The sequence below is a fragment of the Streptomyces sp. NPDC101776 genome (assembly GCF_044766845.1).
GTDB lineage: Bacteria > Actinomycetota > Actinomycetes > Streptomycetales > Streptomycetaceae > Streptomyces.
The window spans coordinates 1,195,338-1,215,484 of record NZ_JBIWMV010000002.1; the positions used below are offsets into that span (position 1 = coordinate 1,195,338).

Consider the following 20,147-nt stretch of genomic DNA (forward strand, 5'->3'; position numbering starts at 1 on the left):
GGGCTGAGGGGCGGGTCGTTTCTGGAGGGGTCGGAGGCCTGGGCCTGCCCCCGTTCATCGGCTCGCCCGGCCCCGCTGTTTCTCAGCACCGCGCTCACTCGGCCACTCGCTCCTCCTCGCCCCGTGGCTTGTTGGCACCGTGCTCGCTCGCCCCTCCTCGCCCTGCTGCGTCCGACGTCGTTCCGCGCGCTCGTCCTGGCCCGCCCCCACCGGGCCCTTCTCCGGGGCCGCGTTTGTGTCCACCCGCACGGAAAATCCCGCCGCAACGGCGAGCAGCCCACCGAACCGCTTCCCGGGGGTGCCGAACCATCCCTTTTGTGTCCACCCGCACGGAAAATCCCGCCGCAACGCCGAGCAGCCCACCGAACCGCTTCCCGGCGGTGCCGAACCATCCCTGCGCCATATCCCAACCCACCCCGTGCCGACCTCTCCGCCGCAAGAGCGAGTACCCACCCCACGACGCATCCCGGAATCCCGAACTCGGACTCACCCGAGCCGCCCGCAAGGCACCGCACCGCCTCCCACCCCGGCCGGGACACATCCACCCCCGACCAGTACAAGCCCCGGGCAACCCACCACCCCCGGCAACCAGGACCCACCCCCGGCCGGCACAAGCCCCGCCCAGCCCCCGGAGGGCCCGTCACTCGCGTGGCCCCCGCGAAGGCGCCCCCCGCCCCCGGCGACCGTAAGGATGCGGGCATGGGTATACGCATGCTCCATCGCCGGACGGGTCGGGCGCGGACTCAGACGCAGGCAGCGGGCGCCGCCGCCGCGCAGGGCGCGCCCCGCCCGCCGGCTCCGGCCTTCGCGGCCGGCGCAAGCACCGCCCGCATCCCCGCCGACCTTGCGATGGCCGTCCGGCACACGGCCGCAGGCCTCCGGCACAGCCTCACGTTCCGGGACGACGCGGCCGTAGACCCCCGAGAACAAGCCAAACACCCCCAGGGACCCGCAACCACCCCCACCGGCACCCCCGTCTGGCGCCTCTGGGCCGACCTCGGCCGCAGCTACCTGGACCTCGTCCGCACCCGGCTCCCACAGTCACGCTCCGCGCACACCATGACGGTGTTCATAGCGCCCCCACCGGACGGCTCCGCGTAACCGTGCACCTCGCGGCAACGCTCGCCTCTCTACCTCCTGCGCTCGTGCTGGCCTGTCTGACGATTCCGCAGGACGTGCTCATCGCCGAGCCGACTGGACGGCTCCGCATGACCGAGTTTCCTTGCGCCGCCGCTTACCCCTCCGCGTGACCGTGCTCATGCTGGCCCTGCCTGACGGCTCTGCACTGCTCTGCTCATCGCCGAGCGGCCCGGACGGCTCCGGGTGACCGTGTCTCCCCGCGCCGCCACTTGCCCCACCCGCACGACCACGCTCTCTGCCACGCCTGTCCGATGCCTCAGCACGGCCGTGTTCAACGCGGAGTCGACCGGACGGCTCCGCATAGCCGTGGTGCCCCGTACCGCCCCTCGCCCCTCCGTAAGGCCCTGCTCACCCTGGCCCGACTCAACAACTTCCCGTGACCATGCTCATCGCGGAGCCGACCAAACGGCCCGGCGTGCCCCTGATCCCTAGCCCCGCCGCACGCCCCCGCATGACCGCGCTGCCGCCCCTGCCCGACAGCTCCGTACGACCGTGTCCACCGCCGCCCCGCCCGACGCACCCCTGCCTGTCGCTCACCGCAAGGCGACCCCACGGCCTCGCCCGTCGATCACCGCGAGCCGATCCCACCGCTCCGCCCCCAGTCACCGCGAGCCGACTCCACGGCCCCTGCCCGTCGGTCAGCGCGAGCCGACTCCACGGCCCCTGCCCGTCGGTCAGCGCGAGCCGACTCCACGGCCCCTGCCCGTCGGTCAGCGCGAGCCGACTCCACGGCCCCTGCCCGTCGGTCACCGCGAGCCGACTCCACGGCCCCTGCCCGTCGGTCACCGCGAGCCGACTCCACGGCCGCCCCTACCCGCCGATCACCGCGAGCCGACCCCGCAGCCCCGCCCCCGCTCACCGAGAACCAACCCCCCACCCCTCCCGCCCACGCTCACCGAGACTCGCCCCGCTCGCCCCACCCCGCCCCGACCCCGTCCGGATCCCCAGCGACCCCCACCCCCACCCTCGCCGGACGCCACACCCGCACACCGACCCCGTACAGCAACACCCCCAGCACCAGCCCCGCCCCCGCCCCGAAGCACAACGTCGGGATCAGGTCCCAGGGGCTTGCGGTCGAGCCCCAGTAGGCCCACCAGTTGGATGCCCGTTCCGCTGCCGCGAGCAGTGCGCAGGTGGTGAGGAGGAGCGCGGCCACCCATCGGTCCCGTGCCGACAGCACGGGTACCCCCACCGGCTCGGCGGCCGGGATCCCTCGTAGCGCGCGCAGCACGAACGTGGTGATCAGCAGCGCGCCGATCGCCGAACTGCCGTACTGGAGGGACGAGAACAGCGGTCTGCCGGCCAGCTCACGGTCGAGGACGGGGAACAGCCGGACGCCCCACCGGTCGTGGTGGGTGAACGCGTCCCACACGACATGGGTCAGGCCGCCGAGCACCGCGGACGCGTACCAGCGGACGGCCAGCGACGGGGTCGCACGCGCGCGTGGGGTGCCGCAGCGCAGGAGGGTGGCCGTACGGGGCTGCCGGGCGCGCGGGAGCAGGGCCACCAGGGGTTCGCGCAGCAGCAGCCACAGGCCGACCGTCGCCCACGTGATGACGACGTCGACCGTGAAGACGCCCGGGAAGGAGTGTGTGACCTTCCCGAATTCCATCGCCCCGGGGACCGCGCTCGCCGCGTAGTACGTCATGTCGGGGGCGAAGGAACCCGCAACCAGCACCGCCGGTACGAGTCGGCCGCGCCCCCTTCCGTCGCCGCGCACGGCGGGCAGTACTGCGGCGGCATGACTCAAGGTGAACGGCAACAGGGGTCCCCGTAGGAGAGGTCGGCACATGGCCAAGCGGTGAATAACGGTCACCAACGGGTGCCCGTGCAAAGCAAGTTGTCGTAGGGTCGCCTGGGTCCCCGCGCGGGGCCCGCGGACGGGCGGATACGGAGAACAGAAGTACACACCATCCGATAACGACCACGAGGGCAACCTGCGGGGCGGGTCGACCGTCACACCAGGCGCAGAGGTAACAGACAAGGACGGGCGCTCGGGCGTCCCTGGGAGGGGTTCACTCCATGACGGCGCATTTCGGCAGGCGGCTGCGCAAGGGTGCGGCGACGACGGCGGTGGCCGCGGCAGCGGTCGCGGCACTGTCCGCGTCCCAGGCTCCGGCGGTGACCGGCAGCGACAGACCGACCGCCGCCGGCCAGGCGACGCCCGACGGGAGTGACACGGGCACCGGCCGCAGCGCCACCGGAGACTCGCCGTACTACACGGACCTCCCGCCGCTCAGCAGCCCCCTCCCCAGCGCCAGTCAGTCGCCCTCCATAGGGACCCCGGTCTCGGTGGGCGCGGCCGAGGCCGGCATCCCTGCGACCGTCCTCGACGCCTACAAGAAGGCCGAGACCGAGCTCGCCGCGTCCAAGCCGGGCTGCAACCTGCCCTGGCAACTCCTCGCCGCCATCGGCAAGGTCGAGTCGGGCCAGGCCCGCGGCGGCCAGGTCGACGCGAACGGCACGACGACCTCCAAGATCCTCGGCCCCGCGCTCGACGGCAACGGCTTCGCGCTCATCAAGGACACCGACAACGGCGCGTACGACGGCAACAGCACGTACGACCAGGCCGTCGGGCCCATGCAGTTCATCCCGTCCACCTGGGCCTGGGCCGGCCGCGACGGCAACGGCGACGGGGTCAAGGACCCCAACAACGTCTACGACGCCGCGCTCGCCGCCGGCCACTACCTGTGCCGCAACAACTGGAACCTGTCGACCGACGCGGGCCTGCGCAGCGCGATCCTCAGCTACAACAACTCCACGGACTACCTGAACACGGTCCTGTCCTGGCTGGAGTTCTACCGCAAGGGCACCCACTCGGTCCCGGACGGCACGGGCACGCTGCCGTCGGGCCGCAGCGACGACAACTCCACGGCCACGCCGTCGTCGCCCTCGACGACCCCTCCGGCCACCTCGTCGCCGGACCCCAGCCCCACCCCGCCGGTCACTTCGACCCCGCCGGCCACTTCGACCCCGACGCCCACGCCCACACCCACCGACACGGTGGCCAAGCTCGCGGACGCGGGCACGGCGAAGCTGACCGCGATGGCGGGCGACCAGTTCGGCAAGAAGATCAGCACCAGCGCCAGGACCTCGGCGGGCAAGGCCGTCGCCAAGGTCCGGATCCGGTTCACGATCGTCGGGACCACGGACGCCACCTTCACCGGCGGGGAGACGGTCGCCACGGTCACCACCGACGCCTCCGGTGTGGCCGTCGCCCCGGCCCTGCAGGCCGGTGAGACGACCGGGGACTTCACCGTCCGCGCCACCGTCGTCGGCCGCGCGGTCGCCGGTCTCGACTACGCGGCCAGCGTCACGCCCCGCGTTGCCGACACCCTGGCCCGCACCGGCACCACGGCGCTGACCTGCACCCCGGGCGGCGAGTTCACCGACCAGGTCCAAGTGAAGGCCACGTACAACGGCGCCGTCGCCGACAAGGTCGCGGCCACCGCGACCTTCATCAAGGCGGCCGGCGACACGACCGAGAACGACAAGGGCCCCTACTTCAAGGACGCGGACGGCAAGACCGTACGCACCCTCACGGGCCTGGCCACGGACGCCGACGGCCTCCTGACGCTGCCGAAGCTGTACGCCGACGACACCACCGGCACCTTCCTGCTCCAGATCACCACCACGGGCGGCGCGACCCTCACGGTCGAACTGACCGTGGCGGCGCCGGCCGACACCTCCTCGGCCGACCCGAGCCCGTCGGCATCGCCGAGCGCGTAACGCCTCGTAGGACCTGAACACCGCAACACCGCACGGCCGCAACACCGCACGGCCGTACGACTGCACGGCCGTACGAACGCACGACGAGGGCGCCCCTCCGCTACGGCGGACGGGCGCCCTCGTCATGTCCGCCCCCCTCGTGCGTGTGCAACGTGTTCTCATCTCGCCCGCGCGTTGCTACGGTGCCCGACCTGACGACCTATCAGTTCCTGTCTGTCGGGAGGCCGGCATGCGTGCCCTGATCGCCGCAGCGACCGGACTCGCGCTCGCGTTCGCGCTGGTCCTGACCATCACCGCGCTGGGTTCGCCGATGGGCAAGACCTCCCCGAAACCGCTGCTGACGACGGTGCCCGCGCACCCGTAAACGATTGCGCAAGCGTTTAACTCCTTGGTAGGGAGGCCGAGTTGCACCGCAAGGCCAGCCTGATCCTGCTCGCCCTCGCCGTGTTCTTCACGGCGCTGTCCCCGCTGCTGCGCTGGTACGCCTTCCCGCGCCTGGCCAAGATCCCGGCGAACCAGTACCAGGACATGGTCCTGGAGGCGAAGAACGCCACCCTCCTCGACTACGGCACCATGCAGGCCAAGACGGTCCCCAAGGTCACCATCGTGCAGACCCTCAAGGGCGACGTGGAGGCCGCGAAGAAGATCGACAAGACGGCCGGCCGGGACGTCGTCGTCTGGGACGGCCTGTCCTACGTCCAGGGCCCCGACGGCAAGATGGTCTCCTCGATCCCCGAGCGCTACATCTTCGACGCGCACTCGCAGGAGCCCGTCCACGCCACCGGCGAGATGGTCGACGGCACCCCGGTGAAACGGGACGGCATCGAGTTCAAGTGGCCGTTCCTGACCCAGAAACGGGACTACGAATACTTCGACGCGCAGTCCCGCACCACCAACCCCATCCACTACAAGGGCACCCGGAACTTCCGCGGCGTCAAGGTCTACTACTTCGAGCAGACCATCCCGTGGACCAAGGTCCCCTTCCCGAGGACGATGCCGGTCAAGGGCATCACCCCGGAGTCCGTCGCCAAGACCGGAACCACGCGCTGGTACACCACGGTCCGCAAGTTCTGGGTCGAACCCGTCACCGGGGCACCGGTCTACGGCGAGGAGCTCCACAAGGAGGAACTGCGCGGCGGCACCCTCCTGGGCGGCCGGGCCAAGGTGACGGCGTTCGCCGGCGACGTGAAGATGCGCGAGGACTACATCAAGCACACCGTCGCCCTGGTGAAGTCCAACCGCACCCTCGTCCTGCTGATGGTCTCCTACCTCCCCTGGGGCTTCCTGAGCCTCGGCCTCCTCCTGTTGGCTCTCTCCCTCTACCTGGAGGCCCGCGGCAGGCGCCCCGGCGACCCCGCCCCCACCCGGATCCACGAACCGGAACCGGTCACCGCCTGAGCCGGGTCACCGCCTGAGCCGCGCGTTCGTGAACCGCGTGGCCTCGGCGGCGGCCGGGTCCTCGGGCCACGGATGCTTCGGGTACCGCCCGCGCAACTCGGCCCGCACGCCCTTGTAGCCGTCCTTCCAGAAGGACGCCAGATCGGCGGTGACGGCGGCGGGCCGCCCGGCGGGGGAGAGGAGATGCACGAGCACGGGCACCCCGGCGACGGTCGGCGACTCGTGAAGTCCGAACATCTCCTGCAACTTCACGGCCAGCACCGGCTGTTCGGGATTCCCGTAGTCGATCCGGATCCGGGACCCGCTGGGCACGACGAACCGCTCCGGAGCCAACTCGTCCAACCGCCCCGCGTCCCCCCAGGCCCACGGCAGCAACCGCCGCAGCCCCTGCCCCGCATCGATCCGCCCCAGATCACCCCGCCGCCGCGCCCGCCCCAACTCCGGCTCCAACCACTCGTCCACGCGCGCGTGCAACGCCTCGTCGGACACGTCCGGCCACGGCGCCCCGACGTTCAGGGACAGGAACGCCAGCCGCTGCCGCAGCACTTGGGCATCCACGGACCACCGCAACAGCCCGACCCCCTCCTGCCGCAACCCTTCGACAAGCGCCTCCCGTACGGCGACGGGATCGGCGTCCCGCAGCGGCCGCACCGCCAACTCGACCGCCCCGAGCCGCTCGACACGCCGGGCCACGACGTCGCCGCCGGCCCAGTGCACCTCGTCCACCTCACTGAGCAGCGCCCCGGCCGCGAACCGGGCGACGTCCTCGTCGACCACCGCCCCGAGCTGCACACGCGCGTGCCCTTTCCCGATCGGCCGGTCGGCGACGGCGACAGCGATCCAGGGCGCACCTCGGAGGGCACTGGCGTCGCCCACTTCGGCACGGGTGCCGGACACGAGGAGATAGGAACCACCGTCGGCTTTGGCGACGCGTTCGGGGTAGGCGAGGGCGGCGACGAGGCCGGCGAGGACGTCTTCGCTTGTGACGTTCACTCCTGGGGAGCCGTAACGGGTGGGTGGGTCGGAAATCTCCCCTCCCAGGGCCCGCAGTCGCCGAACCTCCGCACGCCAACGCCCGGCATAGGCGTCACCCCCACGCCGAGCAAGCCGCAAAGCCCCGGCAAGATCATCCCCGTACGACCGCGGCGCCTCCTCGCTGAGCAGTGCGACAACCTCGACGCCCGCCCCACCCGAGTCCAACAACGCCCGCCCCAACCGGGGATGCAACCCCAGCCGCGCCAACCGCACCCCCCGCTCGGTCGCCCGCCCGACGGAGTCCACCGCGCCGACCGCCGCAAGAACACCCCGAGCCGCCGCCATCGCCCCGGAGGGCGGCACATCGAGCAACGCCAGCCCCGACGCCGCAGGATCCCCCCAGCACGCCGCCTGAAGAGCGAACGCCGTCAGATCGGCCACCTTGATCTCCGGCGCCGGAAAACGCGGCAGACGCGCATCCTCGGCCTCGCCCCAGCACCGGTACACCGCCCCCGGCGCCTCCCGCCCGGCCCGCCCCGCCCGCTGCCGCCCGGCCGCCTGCGACGCCCGTACCGTCGCGAGCGCGCTCAGCCCGCGCGCGTGATCGACCCGCGGCTCCCGGGCCAACCCCGAGTCGACGACCACCCGTACACCGGGAACCGTCAGCGACGACTCCGCCACGGACGTCGCCAGCACCACCCGCCGCCGCGCCCCCGGGGACAGCACCGCGTCCTGTACGGCGGCAGGCGCGCGCCCGTGCACCTGGAGCACCTCGACCCCGCCCAGGTCGCCCAACTGCCCCGCCACGCGCGCGATCTCGCCGACCCCGGGCAGGAAACACAGCACGTCCCCGTCCCGCTCGCCCAGCGCCCGCCGTACCGTCGCCGCCACGTGCGTGAGGAGCGCCGGGTCCACGCGCATCCCGTGCGGCGGCCGTACGGGACGTACCGGAGGCGTCCAGACGACCTCCACCGGGTACGCGACGCCCTCCGCCTCGACCACCGGCGCATCGCCCAGCAGCCGGGCCCAGCCCTGCGCGTCGGTGGTCGCGGACGCCGCGACCAGCCGCAACTCGGGCCGCAGGGCCTCCCGTACGTCTACGAGGAAGGCGGCCACGGTGTCCGCGTCCAGGTGCCGCTCGTGGCACTCGTCGAGGATCACGGCGTCGACGCCCGCCAACTCCTGGTCCCGTTGCAGCCGTTGGAGCAGTACACCGGTCGTGACGACCTCCACGCGTGTGTGCCGCCCGACGATCCGCTCGCCCCGCACGGTGTACCCGACGCTCTCGCCGACCTTCTCGCCCAGCAGCCACGCCATGCGCCGGGCCGCCGCCCGCGCCGCGATCCGCCGCGGCTCGGCGACGACCACCCGCCGCGTGGGTCCCGCGCTGCGCTCGCCGAGCAGCCCGGCCAGGGCGAGCGGGACGAGCGTCGTCTTGCCGGTGCCGGGCGGCGCTACGAGAACCGCAGCACCGCCCGCCTCCAGAGCGGCGTCAAGTCCTGGCAGGGCACTGCGGACGGGCAGCGCGTCGAGGGCGTCGTAGCGGATCACGCACCCAGTGTCGTACGCCCCGCGAAGCGACCTCTACGCGCGCGTGCCCGCGTTCCGTCAGTCCCTCAGCCGTTTTCGCGGTCGCGTTCGCAGACGAAGATCGTCGTCCCCGGGATGAGGTTGCCGCGCAGGGGCGACCAGCCGCCCCACTCGGCGGTGTTCCAGGACGGCCACTCCGGCTCGACCAGGTCCACCAGGCGCAGGTCCGCCGCCACGATGTCCCGGACGCGGTCACCGAGCGTCCGGTGATGCTCTACGTAGACCGCGCTTCCGTCGTCGGCCTGTTCGACGTACGGCGTGCGGTCGAAGTACGAGGCGGAGACCGTCAGGCCCTCGGGGCCCGGCTCGTCGGGGAACGCCCAGCGGATCGGGTGCGTCGTCGAGAAGACGAACCGGCCGCCCGGCCGCAGCACCCGGCGCACCTCGCGCAGCACCAGCCGCGGGTCGGCGACGAACGGCAGCACCCCGTAGGCCGCGCAGACCAGGTCGAAGGAGGCGTCCGCGAAGGGCAGCGCGCCCGCGTCGGCGCACACCAGAGGGAACGATCCGCCGATCCGCAGCGCGTGCTGGAGCTGGCGGTGGGAGATGTCCAGGGCGATCGGGCGGGCGCCCTGGGCGGCCAGCCAGCGCGAGCACTGGGCCGCGCCGGCGCCGATCTCCAGGACGTCCTTGCCCTTCAGCTCCTCCGGCGGGCCGAGGAGTTCGGCCTCCACCTCGTCGAGGCCCTCGGGGCCCCACACGAAGCGGTCGTCGCCGAGGAACGTGCCGTGTTCGACCTGGTAGTCGTCCGCGTTCCGGTCCCACCAGCCCCGGTTGGCCCGGGAACTCTCGGTGACGTCGGCATCACGCCGGGTGGCTTCCGGCTCGAACGCATCGGGCTCTTGGATGATCGGCTCCCTCGTCGTACTCTTCCGTCACCTCTACGGTGCGGCTGTCCCCGGCGGCGTCACTGAAGGGGTGGTTCAGGCCTGCGTGGCCTCGCGGGACACGTTTTGTGCCGGGTATGCGGCGATCCGCCCCGGGTGTGCGCCTTCGCGCATTGACCCTGCCTGGCTGCCCCCGTATGCTACAAGTTGCGCTGCGGGCCTGCGCACCTCAGACGTAGCAGGTTGCGCTCGCATCTGTATGTATGACCCCTCGGTTTTCGAGGCGCCACCGGACACCTGGTGTTCCGGATCGGCGCTTCCTTGGCTGTCCGGCCTTCTGCAGAGCGAAGCGAAAAAGGCTCTCGGCGTGAGCAGTACCTACGACTTCAATGTCCGTACCGGAGCCCTTTCCCACATGACGAGCAGCACCGAGACCACCGCCACCACCCCGCAGGTAGCGGTCAACGACATCGGTAACGAGGAAGCTTTCCTCGCCGCGATCGACGAGACGATCAAGTACTTCAACGACGGCGACATTGTCGATGGCGTCATCGTGAAGGTCGACCGGGACGAGGTCCTGCTCGACATCGGTTACAAGACCGAAGGTGTCATCCCGAGCCGCGAGCTCTCGATCAAGCACGACGTCGACCCGAACGAGGTCGTCAAGGTCGGCGACGAGATCGAAGCCCTTGTTCTCCAGAAGGAGGACAAGGAAGGCCGCCTGATCCTCTCGAAGAAGCGCGCCCAGTACGAGCGCGCCTGGGGCACCATCGAGAAGATCAAGGAAGAGGACGGCATCGTCACCGGTACCGTCATCGAGGTCGTCAAGGGTGGACTCATCCTCGACATCGGCCTCCGTGGCTTCCTGCCGGCTTCTCTCGTCGAGATGCGCCGTGTCCGCGACCTCCAGCCCTACGTGGGCAAGGAGCTCGAGGCCAAGATCATCGAGCTGGACAAGAACCGCAACAACGTGGTCCTGTCCCGCCGTGCCTGGCTGGAGCAGACCCAGTCCGAGGTCCGCCAGACGTTCCTCACGACCCTCCAGAAGGGTCAGGTCCGCTCCGGCGTGGTTTCCTCGATCGTCAACTTCGGTGCCTTCGTGGACCTGGGTGGCGTCGACGGTCTGGTCCACGTCTCCGAGCTGTCCTGGAAGCACATCGACCACCCCTCCGAGGTTGTCGAGGTCGGCCAGGAAGTCACCGTCGAGGTTCTCGACGTCGACATGGACCGCGAGCGTGTCTCCCTGTCGCTGAAGGCGACCCAGGAAGACCCGTGGCAGCAGTTCGCCCGCACCCACCAGATCGGCCAGGTCGTGCCCGGCAAGGTCACGAAGCTGGTTCCGTTCGGTGCGTTCGTCCGCGTGGACGAGGGCATCGAGGGTCTGGTGCACATCTCCGAGCTGGCCGAGCGCCACGTGGAGATCCCGGAGCAGGTCGTCCAGGTCAACGACGAGATCTTCGTCAAGGTCATCGACATCGACCTCGAGCGCCGTCGCATCAGCCTCTCGCTGAAGCAGGCCAACGAGGCCTTCGGTGCCGACCCGGCCACGGTCGACTTCGACCCGACGCTGTACGGCATGGCCGCGTCGTACGACGACCAGGGCAACTACATCTACCCCGAGGGCTTCGACCCCGAGACCAACGACTGGCTCGAGGGCTTCGAATCCCAGCGCGAGGTGTGGGAGACCCAGTACGCCGAGGCGCAGCAGCGCTTCGAGCAGCACCAGGCGCAGGTCATCAAGTCCCGCGAGGCCGACGCCCAGGCGGCGGCCGAGGGCGTCGACACGGCGGGTGCGGCTCCGGCCGCGGCCGGTGGTGGCGGCGGTGGCGGTTCGTACTCCTCCGAGGGTGCGGACACCTCCGGCGCGCTGGCGTCCGACGAGGCGCTTGCTGCCCTGCGTGAGAAGCTGGCGGGTGGGCAGAGCTGAACGCCCACTGAGCAATAGCTCTTGACTGAGGGACCGTACCTTTCGGGGTGCGGTCCCTCGGTCATGTATCGGGTGCGGGCCGTATGCGGCTGGTCGCGCAGTTCCCCGCGCCCCTTTGGGGCGCGCCCCGGAGGCGCGTTTCCCCGGGCTTGCAGAAACGTGCGGGATACATCAGTAACTGCCGTGCCGTAATGGGTCGTTGGGAGGCTGCCCCGGTTATTCGTGATCGGGAAGGGGAGCCGGACCATGGCAAGGAACCAGAGCCGACGTGCTTTTCTGCGCAAGGTGGGGCTCACCGGGGGCGCGGGGACCATGTTCGCCACCATGGGGGCCCTCGGGCTCGCCCCCACCGCGCAGGCCGCCCAGCGGGAACAGCCCTTTCGCGCCCTGAGCGCCGGCGACTTCCATCTCACCGGACGCGGTGCGGCCAAGGTCGTCATCGTCGGCGGTGGTATCGCCGGACTGACCACGGCGTACGAACTCGGCAAGGCCGGCTACGACTGTACGGTCCTGGAGGCAAGGGACCGTACCGGCGGACGTAACTTCACCGTGCGCGGCGGCGATTCGACGACCGACCTCCACGGCAACCGGCAGACCGCCCGTTTCGCCGACGGCCACTACATGAACTGCGGTCCCGCGCGGATCCCGCAGTGGATGGTCACTCTGGACTACTGCCGTGAACTCGGCGTCCCCGTCGAGGTGTTCACCAACGTCAACGCGGACGCGTACATCTACAACGAGTCCGCGGGCATGACCAAGCCCGAGCGTTATCGCACCGCCAAGGCCGATGTCTACGGCCATGTCTCCGAGTTGCTCGCCAAGGCCACCGACAAGGGCGCCCTGGACAAGGAGTTGACCGCCGGCGACCAGGAGCGGCTCGTCGAGTTCCTCAAGGACTGGGGAGAGCTCGGCGACAAACTGACGTACCAGGGCGGTGACTTCCGCGGGTACTCGACCGTCCCGGCCGCCGCGGGCACCCCGGGTGTGCCGCTCGGGGACGTACCCACCGCCTCCGAGGTCTTCGCCAGCGGTGTCGGCCGCTACTTCTCGTTCGAATTCGGCTTCGACCAGGCCATGTCGATGTTCCAGCCGGTGGGCGGCATGGACCAGATCCCGAAGGCGCTCACCCGGGCGATCGGCGCGCATCGCATCCGTACCGGAGCGGTCGTCTCGAAAATCACCGACAAGGGGAGTGGCGTTTCGGTCACCTACACCCAGGGAGGCCGTACGACGGTGGTCGAGGCCGACTACTGCGTCGGGGCCCTGCCGCCGAACATCCTCGCCAAGATCCCGCACAACCTCGGCACCGGCGTCCAGACCGCGCTGGAGGCGATCACCCCGTCGTCCGCCGCGAAGATCGGCCTGGAGTACAAGTCCCGTTGGTGGGAGCTGGATCACCGGATCTACGGCGGTATCACCGAGACCGACCAGGACGTCACCCACATCTGGCACCCTTCGTACGGCTTCCACGGTGAGCGGGGCGTCCTCATCGGGTACTACAACTACGACGACGACGCGGACTCGTACGCGAAGCTCACCCCCAAGGGGCGGGAAGCGCGGGCGGTGGCCGTGGGCGTGAAGATCTACGGGGAGAAGTACCGCAGCGAACTGGCGTCGTCCTTCTCCCACCACTGGCGTCAGACGCCCCACCTGGAGGCCGCGTGGCACGACACTCCGGGTGGCCCCGACGACTTCCGCTACAAGCCGCTCAACGACCCCACGGGACGCGTCTACTTCGCCGGCGACTGGCTCACCTACACCGATGCCTGGCAGCACGGCGCGTTCTCCTCCGCCCGCAAGGCCGTGACCGCACTCCACGCGCGTGTGCTGTCCTCGTGACGTGGACGTTCTCCCGGTGACCCGGGGGAGCGGCGCATGAAAAGCCCGTAAGAGGTGCCTGATCAGGGGCATGGGCGGGAATGCCCATGCCCTGGAGGGCGTTGTGCAGTACGAACACGAGGAGGAGCGGTCACTGTGCTTGATCCGCAGGGTTTGTACGCATGGGAGCCGAAGGGCCTGGCAGTCGTCGACATGGCGCTCGCACAGGAGTCGGCCGGTCTTGTCATGCTCTACCACTTCGACGGATACATCGACGCGGGCGAGACAGGCGATCAGATCGTCGAACGTCTGCTCGATACGCTGCCCCATCAGCTCGTGGCCAGCTTCGACCACGACCGGCTCGTCGACTACCGCGCCCGCCGCCCGCTGCTCACCTTCAAGCGGGACCGCTGGACCGAGTACGAGGAGCCGACGCTCGACGTACGGCTGGTCCAGGACGCCACCGGAGCCCCCTTCCTGCTGCTCTCCGGCCCCGAGCCGGACGTGGAGTGGGAGCGCTTCGCCGCGGCCGTCCAGCAGATCGTGGAGCGGCTCGGCGTCCGGCTGTCCGTGAACTTCCACGGCATCCCCATGGGTGTCCCGCACACCCGGCCCGTCGGCGTCACCCCGCACGGCAACCGCAACGACCTCGTCCCGGGCCATCGCAGCCCCTTCGACGAGGCGCAGGTCCCCGGCAGCGCCGAGGCGCTCGTCGAGTACCGCCTCATGGAGGCCGGTCACGACGTCCTGGGCGTCGCCGCGCACGTCCCGCACTACATCGCCCGCTCCCCGTACCCGGACGCGGCGCTGACCGTCCTGGAGGCCATCACGGCGGGCACCGGACTGGTCCTCCCGGGCATCGCGCACTCCCTGCGCACCGAGGCCCACCGCACCCAGACCGAGATCGACCGGCAGATCCAGGAGGGCGACGAGGAGCTCGTGGCACTCGTCCAGGGCCTGGAGCACCAGTACGACGCCGCCGCGGGCGCGGAGAGCCGCGGCAACATGCTCGCCGAACCGGTCGAGATTCCGTCGGCGGACGAGATCGGGCAGGAGTTCGAGCGTTTCCTGGCGGAGCGCGAGGGCGACAACTGACGCACGCGTGACACGCAGGCCCTGTCCACCGGACAGGGCCTGCGTCGTTGCCGACGGTCACCGGACGCCCTGTCAGTGACAGGCCGTAGGCTTCGGTCCATGCTGAAGGTCGGCCTCACCGGGGGCATCGGTGCCGGTAAGAGTGAAGTGTCGCGGCTGCTCGTGGGATACGGAGCCGTGCTGATCGACGCCGACGGCATCGCGCGCGAGGTCGTCGCGCCCGGAACTCCCGGGCTGGCGGCGGTCGTCGAGGCCTTCGGCGAGGACGTGCTCGGCGCGGACGGCGGCCTGGACCGGCCGAAGCTGGGCTCCATCGTCTTCGCCGACCCCGAGAAGCTGGCCGTCCTCAACGCGATCGTGCACCCCCTGGTCGGCAGACGCTCCCGGGAGCTCGAATCGGCCGCGGCCGACGACGCCGTGGTGATCCACGACGTCCCCCTCCTCGCCGAGAACGCCCTCAGCGCGCTCTACGACCTGGTGATCGTCGTCGACGCGAGCCCCGAGACCCAGCTCGACCGGCTGGTCCGGCTGCGCGGCATGACCGAGGACGACGCACGCGCGCGTATGGCCGCCCAGGCGACGCGCGAGAAGCGGCTCGCCGTCGCGGACGTCGTCATCGACAACGACGTACCCCTGGAGGCGCTGGAACGGCGCGTAGGGGACGTATGGGTCGAACTCGTCCGCAGGGCGCACGCGCCCCAGGAGCCACCCCAGGAATAGCGGCCCTTTTTCCGGGCGTTGAAACGTCCGAGTGAGGGAAGGAATTCGCCGTGCCCGAGAACAGCGGAATGACCGGACGTACTCCGGAGACGCATGTCATCGACTTCCGTGCCGCCGAGCAATTGCTCGCCGCGCGGGACCCTCGGGGCGCGGTGAAGCTGCTCGACAACGTCATCGACGCGCACCCCGAGAACACCGCCGCGCGGCTGCTGCGCGCGCGTGCCTTCTTCGCGGCCGCGCAACTGCGCCCCGCCGAGCTGGAGTTCACCATCGTCCTGGAGCGCGAGCCGGACAACGCCTTCGCGCACTTCGCGCTCGCCCGCACCTACGAGCGACAGGGCCGCGCCGACCAGGCCAAACGCCACTTCCGGCTGGCCGCCGCGCTCGACCCCCAACCGGAGTACCTGAAGGCGGCCCGCTTCGACGGGTAGGCACCGACGGGTGAGCCCCGACGGGTAGGCCCTCTTCCGCACGGTCAGGGGTGGCGGTGCTCCGGCGGTCGGTACGGCGGGACGTCCGGACCCGGCTGGTAGTGCGGGCCCTGGCGGATGTGTCTGAGGATCATGGTCATGTCGATCGTGACGACCAGCCACAGCACCGCGCAGGCCGCCGCCCACCCGGGGTGCCCGGTGAGCGCGAACGCGACCGTGCCGAAGACCGTCCAGACCAGCCCCCACACGCTCAGCCAGAACCGCGTCCGCAGCGCACTGCGTGCTGTCGTGGGCTCACTGCCTGTACGCATCAGGATCACCGCTCCTTCTTGAAACGTACTCTTCGGGCCGGACGTTCTCCACAGGTAGTTCTCGACAGAGAGTTCTCCACAGAGGGTTCGCCCCAGGGAGTTCTCCACAGGGAGGGGAAGCGCACCGTGCTGCCGGACGCCGACGAACTGCCCGAGGTTCTGCTCGACCTCGCCGTACCCCATGAGGACATCAACGAACTGGTGCGACTGCGCCGGGTGTTGACGCGGGACACCGACGCGACGCGACTCCTGGAGGAGTGCCTCGGCGAACTGGTGAAGGACATCGGGGAGCACGGTCACTGGACCCGGCTGACCGAGCTGTTCCTGGCCCGGCTGCCCGAGGCCCCGCCGGAGGTGGGCGCCTACTTCTCCGTGTACGTGTTCGTCGCCGCGCTGCCCTACACGCGCGCGTACCACCGCGAACGCGACATCCCCGCCGACGTCTCCCGGCGCACCCTCGCCGACCTGGGACGCAACATCGCGGTCCACCACAGACGGTACGGCGGGGGAGGGCTGCCGTTCCCGCAGTGGCTCATCCCGCACTTCCGCGGCGAGCTGTACCAGCTGGGGAGGCTGCAGTACGAGCGGGCGCGGCTCGGCGAGCGCACCGCGCGGGCACTCACGGCGACGGGGCTGGAGGCGATGCCCGGGACCCCCTCCCTGAACGTGCACATCCCCGACTTCCAGGGACCGCTCACCCCGGCCGCCTGCGACCGCTCGCTGGACCTGGCCCGCGCGTTCTTCGCCCGGCACTTCCCCGAGGAACACCACGAGGCCGCGACCTGCCACTCCTGGCTGCTCGACCCGCAGTTGAAGCGGTACCTCTCCGCCGACTCCAACATCGTCCGCTTCCAGGAACGGTTCCGGGTGGCCTACGAGGACACGGAGCCGGCCGACACCGAGCCGGTCCAGTTCGTCTTCGGCCGTCCCGATCAGCCGGTGGAAGGCCTGCCGCGGGGTACGTCCGTGGAGCGGGCCGTCGGGGATCATCTGCGGGCGGGCGGGCACTGGTACCTCGGGCACGGGTGGTTCCCGCTCCACTGATTGCCTCTTTTGGTTGCCTCCTCGAAGGGAATTGGCTCGCACGAGTGAACCTGTGCGAGTCGGGAACGGATGTGCGGACACGGGCCGTTGATCGGGCATGCGAATCGAAATGCGTGAGGGGTACGAAGGGACAGGACCCGGGGCGATCACCCCGGACGGCTGCGCGGTCGAGCTGTACTCGCGGCTCCCCGTGGGAGGGGAGCCGGACATCATCGCGGCGGCCGTACCGGCGGGTGCGCGCATCCTGGAGCTGGGCAGCGGAGTGGGGCGGATGACCCACCCCCTCCAGGAGCGCGGATTCACGGTCACGGCGGTCGACGACTCCGCCGAGATGCTGGAGCGGGTCCAGGGCGCGCGCACGATATGCGGCCCGATCGAGAACCTCGATCTGGGCGAGATCTTCGACGTGGTGCTGCTCGCGTCGTTCCTGGTGCACGCAGGGGACATCGAGGTACGGCGCGGACTGCTGCGGACCTGCGTACGGCATGTCGCGGCGGGCGGCTATGTGCTGATCCAACGGGCGGGGGAGGACTACCACACGAAAGTGCCGCGTGAGCGGATCGACCCCAGTGGCTTCACCGTGCGGATGGTGTCGGCGGAGCCGGTCGGGGACGGGGTCGACTCGGTCCACGCGGAGTATGTGTTCCCGGACGCGGTCTGGACCCAGACGTTCCTGTCCCGGCCGTTGACGAAGGACCAGTTCGAGGAGGCGCTGGCGGAGGCGGGACTGAAGGTCGACAGCTATCTGACACCCGACCGGATATGGGTTCGGGCGGTACCGGTGGCAGGGGACTAGGGGGAAATCCCGTGCGGCGGCGATGAGTTCGAGGACGAGGGCCGGTCTACCCCTGTGACAGAAACACGGACCGCTTCCCACAGGAGACCCTCATGTCCGCGACCACCCCGCCCACCGCTTCCGCAGCCTCCGCGAACTCCCGTCCCGTCGTCGCCGAGTCCGCGACCCCGCGCGGTCGCCGCGCCCGGATCGCCCTGCGCGTCCTCCAGGTGCTGATCGCCCTCTTCTACGGCATCGCGAGCGCGCTGCCCAAGCTGATCGCGCACCCGTCGGCCGTGGAGTCCTTCGACAGGATCGGCTGGGGCAGTGGGGCCATGTACACGATCGGCGCGCTCGAACTGTCCGGCGCCGTCGCGTTGTTGGTCCCGCTGCTGCAGTCGGTGGCGGCGACGGCGCTCAGCGCGCTGATGGTGGGTGCGTTCGTCGTGCAGATGACGGTGTTCCACGGGGAGAACGCGGCGACACCGCTGATCCTGATCATCCCGCTGGCTTTGATCGCCTGGGCACGGCGGGGGCAGAACGGGGAGTTGCTGCGACTGGTACGACGACGGGTGTGATCCGGGCCGTACGGCTACGGCCGGCGCAGGGTGACGGTGACGTCCGGTGGGTCGGGAGACCCGGGCCGGAGGTCACCGTTGCGGGTCGCGGCGGGTACGGCGGCGGGCGTCGCGGTGGGCGTCTCGGTCCTGGTGGGCATCGGGAGGGGCGGCGGCGGGGCCGGTGCCGGGGAGGCCGCGCAGGCGTTCCAGGTCGCGGCGGTCGCGTTTGGTGGGGCGGCCGGTGCCGCGGTCGCGGATGCCGGCCGGGGCGACGGCCTCGCGGGGCGGGGGCGGCGGGGAGTTGTCCACGTAGCACTGGGCGGCGACCGGCGGGCCGACCCGTTTGCGGATGACCTGCTTCACGATGACGACGCGCTCGTGGCCTTCGTGGCGGAGTCGTACCTCGTCGCCGACGTGGACGGAGTGGGCGGGCTTCACCCGCTCGCCGTTGACGCGGACGTGGCCGCCCTTGCAGGCGGCGGCGCCCATGGAGCGGGTCTTGACCAGGCGGACGGACCAGATCCAGCTGTCGACGCGGACGCTCTCACCGTTCGCGGGGCCGGCTGCCCTGGCGGCGACCACGGCGTCGCTCCGCGGCTCGGCCGCGGGGTTCCGGGGCGCGTCGGAGCTCCGGCTCGTCGTGGTCGCGCCGGTTCCGCTGTCGCCGTCGGTTTCGTCCGCACCCTCGGAAGCCATGCCCCGACTTTAGTCCCCCGAGGCGGACGGCCCCGGCGGGTTTCGGCCGACGACCTGAGCCGATCGGGCCGGCGGGCGGTGTCACGTCGGCGGGCGGCTCGTGGACTTCGGCGCTCCGCTCGCGGACTTCGCCGGCGTCTCCCGCGCGATCGTCGTCACCGCCCGGCCGGGCGGTGACGACCGGCTGAGCCTCTGGGTGCTGGCGACCGTCGTCACCGTCGGCGGGCGGCCCCGGTTCGCAGGGGCGGCTCCGGCAATGGTCGGCCACGACAAGCACGTGCGGTTCGTGCGCTGCCCAGGACCGTTACCGGTGCCGCTGCTTCTCAAGATGTGCGGGGTCGCGGGTTCGTCGCTCTCGGTGCCGCCCTCACGTGAGCCCGTCCGGCGAGGGCGGCGCATACGGTGGCGGCATGAACCTGTCCGACCTCGACCGCCGGATCACCGGCTGCCGGGCGTGCCCCCGTCTGGTCGACTGGCGCGAGGAGGTCGCCCGTACCCGACGCGCGGCCTTCGCCGACTGGACGTACTGGGGCCGCCCGGTGCCCGGCTTCGGCCCCGCCGACGCATCGCTCCTGATCATCGGCCTGGCCCCGGCCGCGCACGGCGCCAACCGCACCGGCCGCATGTTCACCGGCGACCGTTCAGGGGACGTCCTGTACCAGGCCCTGTACGACATCGGGCTCGCCTCGCAGCCGACCGCCGTGAGCGCCGACGACGGCCTTGAGCTGTACGGCGTGCGCATCACCTCGCCGGTGCGCTGCGCCCCGCCCGCGAACAAGCCCACCCCCGAGGAGCGGGACACCTGCCGACCCTGGCTCGTCGAGGAACTCACCCTGCTGCGGCCGACGTTGAAGGCCGTCGTCGTACTCGGCGCCTTCGGCTGGCAGGCGGCGCTGCCCGCGTTCGCGGCGGCGGGCTGGCAAGTGCCGCGCCCACGGCCCGCGTTCGGGCACGGAGCACAGGTCTCCCTCGACGGCCTCGACCTCTACGGCTGCTTCCACGTCAGCCAGCGCAACACCTTCACCGGCAAACTCACCCCCGCGATGCTGCGGGACGTACTGCGCACGGCGGCCGCGGCGGCGGGGCTGCCGACCGCGCCGTAGCGAGGTTA

At 70.9% G+C, this 20,147-nt stretch carries 18 protein-coding genes; 13 read left to right on the top strand and 5 right to left on the bottom strand.

Going from position 1 to position 20,147, the window contains the following annotated elements; translation table 11 throughout:
- Window positions 1–699 precede the first annotated feature (699 nt).
- Window positions 700–1,101: a hypothetical protein gene (locus ACIRRY_RS11130; RefSeq protein WP_403970631.1), complete on the top strand. Its 402-nt coding sequence runs from the start codon at window positions 700–702 to the stop codon at window positions 1,099–1,101.
- A 931-nt stretch (window positions 1,102–2,032) separates the two neighbouring features.
- On the opposite strand, the gene ACIRRY_RS11135 is transcribed toward ACIRRY_RS11130, so the two are convergent.
- On the bottom strand, window positions 2,033–2,902 hold the full coding sequence (locus tag ACIRRY_RS11135; protein ID WP_403970633.1) for a DUF4184 family protein: 870 nt from the start codon (window positions 2,900–2,902) through the stop codon (window positions 2,033–2,035).
- A gap of 260 nt (window positions 2,903–3,162) precedes the next feature.
- On the opposite strand from ACIRRY_RS11135, the gene ACIRRY_RS11140 reads away from it, so the two are divergent.
- From ACIRRY_RS11140 to ACIRRY_RS11150, 3 genes are all read left to right on the top strand, one after another.
- Complete coding sequence (locus tag ACIRRY_RS11140) at window positions 3,163–4,869, top strand: lytic transglycosylase domain-containing protein (protein WP_403970636.1); 1,707 nt, start codon at window positions 3,163–3,165, stop codon at window positions 4,867–4,869.
- Between the two features lie 229 nt (window positions 4,870–5,098).
- Window positions 5,099–5,233: an SPW_0924 family protein gene (locus ACIRRY_RS11145; protein ID WP_403970639.1), complete on the top strand. Its 135-nt coding sequence runs from the start codon at window positions 5,099–5,101 to the stop codon at window positions 5,231–5,233.
- Window positions 5,234–5,274: 41 nt separating this feature from the next.
- A complete protein-coding gene (locus ACIRRY_RS11150; RefSeq protein ID WP_403970642.1) occupies window positions 5,275–6,267 on the top strand; it encodes a DUF3068 domain-containing protein in 993 nt (330 codons plus the stop codon).
- A gap of 6 nt (window positions 6,268–6,273) precedes the next feature.
- Here ACIRRY_RS11150 and hrpB read toward each other — a convergent pair whose 3' ends face one another.
- Window positions 6,274–8,793, bottom strand: coding sequence for an ATP-dependent helicase HrpB (hrpB, locus tag ACIRRY_RS11155; RefSeq protein ID WP_403970645.1), 2,520 nt, complete (start codon window positions 8,791–8,793; stop codon window positions 6,274–6,276).
- A 65-nt stretch (window positions 8,794–8,858) separates the two neighbouring features.
- On the bottom strand, window positions 8,859–9,683 hold the full coding sequence (locus tag ACIRRY_RS11160) for a class I SAM-dependent methyltransferase (protein ID WP_403970897.1): 825 nt from the start codon (window positions 9,681–9,683) through the stop codon (window positions 8,859–8,861).
- A 391-nt stretch (window positions 9,684–10,074) separates the two neighbouring features.
- On the opposite strand from ACIRRY_RS11160, the gene rpsA reads away from it, so the two are divergent.
- The 5 genes from rpsA (at window position 10,075) to ACIRRY_RS11185 (ending at window position 15,650) form a co-directional block, all read left to right on the top strand.
- Window positions 10,075–11,586 (top strand): 30S ribosomal protein S1, encoded by a 1,512-nt coding sequence (gene rpsA, locus ACIRRY_RS11165; protein WP_019065294.1) that lies wholly within the window; start codon window positions 10,075–10,077, stop codon window positions 11,584–11,586.
- A 246-nt stretch (window positions 11,587–11,832) separates the two neighbouring features.
- Window positions 11,833–13,425 (top strand): flavin monoamine oxidase family protein, encoded by a 1,593-nt coding sequence (locus ACIRRY_RS11170; RefSeq protein WP_403970648.1) that lies wholly within the window; start codon window positions 11,833–11,835, stop codon window positions 13,423–13,425.
- A gap of 135 nt (window positions 13,426–13,560) precedes the next feature.
- Window positions 13,561–14,499 (top strand): PAC2 family protein, encoded by a 939-nt coding sequence (locus tag ACIRRY_RS11175; protein WP_329555502.1) that lies wholly within the window; start codon window positions 13,561–13,563, stop codon window positions 14,497–14,499.
- Window positions 14,500–14,598: 99 nt separating this feature from the next.
- Window positions 14,599–15,219 (top strand): dephospho-CoA kinase, encoded by a 621-nt coding sequence (gene coaE, locus ACIRRY_RS11180; RefSeq protein ID WP_403970651.1) that lies wholly within the window; start codon window positions 14,599–14,601, stop codon window positions 15,217–15,219.
- A 50-nt stretch (window positions 15,220–15,269) separates the two neighbouring features.
- Window positions 15,270–15,650 carry a tetratricopeptide repeat protein gene (locus ACIRRY_RS11185; protein WP_403970654.1) on the top strand — a complete coding sequence of 127 codons (381 nt, stop codon included), beginning with the start codon at window positions 15,270–15,272 and terminating at the stop codon, window positions 15,648–15,650.
- A gap of 44 nt (window positions 15,651–15,694) precedes the next feature.
- Here ACIRRY_RS11185 and ACIRRY_RS11190 read toward each other — a convergent pair whose 3' ends face one another.
- Window positions 15,695–15,961 carry a DUF6343 family protein gene (locus ACIRRY_RS11190; protein WP_403970657.1) on the bottom strand — a complete coding sequence of 89 codons (267 nt, stop codon included), beginning with the start codon at window positions 15,959–15,961 and terminating at the stop codon, window positions 15,695–15,697.
- Between the two features lie 126 nt (window positions 15,962–16,087).
- Between ACIRRY_RS11190 and ACIRRY_RS11195 the strand changes: the two genes are divergently transcribed.
- The 3 genes from ACIRRY_RS11195 (at window position 16,088) to ACIRRY_RS11205 (ending at window position 18,358) form a co-directional block, all read left to right on the top strand.
- Window positions 16,088–17,005 carry an acyltransferase domain-containing protein gene (locus tag ACIRRY_RS11195; RefSeq protein WP_403970660.1) on the top strand — a complete coding sequence of 306 codons (918 nt, stop codon included), beginning with the start codon at window positions 16,088–16,090 and terminating at the stop codon, window positions 17,003–17,005.
- 97 nt (window positions 17,006–17,102) lie between these two features.
- On the top strand, window positions 17,103–17,801 hold the full coding sequence (locus ACIRRY_RS11200) for a class I SAM-dependent methyltransferase (protein WP_403970663.1): 699 nt from the start codon (window positions 17,103–17,105) through the stop codon (window positions 17,799–17,801).
- A gap of 92 nt (window positions 17,802–17,893) precedes the next feature.
- Window positions 17,894–18,358, top strand: a complete 465-nt coding sequence (locus ACIRRY_RS11205; RefSeq protein ID WP_403970666.1) for a DoxX family protein — start codon at window positions 17,894–17,896, stop codon at window positions 18,356–18,358.
- 72 nt (window positions 18,359–18,430) lie between these two features.
- Here ACIRRY_RS11205 and ACIRRY_RS11210 read toward each other — a convergent pair whose 3' ends face one another.
- The gene (locus tag ACIRRY_RS11210) at window positions 18,431–19,036 is read right to left on the bottom strand and encodes an RNA-binding S4 domain-containing protein (RefSeq protein WP_403970669.1); all 606 of its coding nucleotides are present in this window, start codon (window positions 19,034–19,036) and stop codon (window positions 18,431–18,433) included.
- 410 nt (window positions 19,037–19,446) lie between these two features.
- Here ACIRRY_RS11210 and ACIRRY_RS11215 point away from each other — a divergent pair, with 410 nt between their 5' ends.
- Window positions 19,447–20,139: a uracil-DNA glycosylase gene (locus tag ACIRRY_RS11215; RefSeq protein WP_403970672.1), complete on the top strand. Its 693-nt coding sequence runs from the start codon at window positions 19,447–19,449 to the stop codon at window positions 20,137–20,139.
- Window positions 20,140–20,147: the final 8 nt, after the last annotated feature.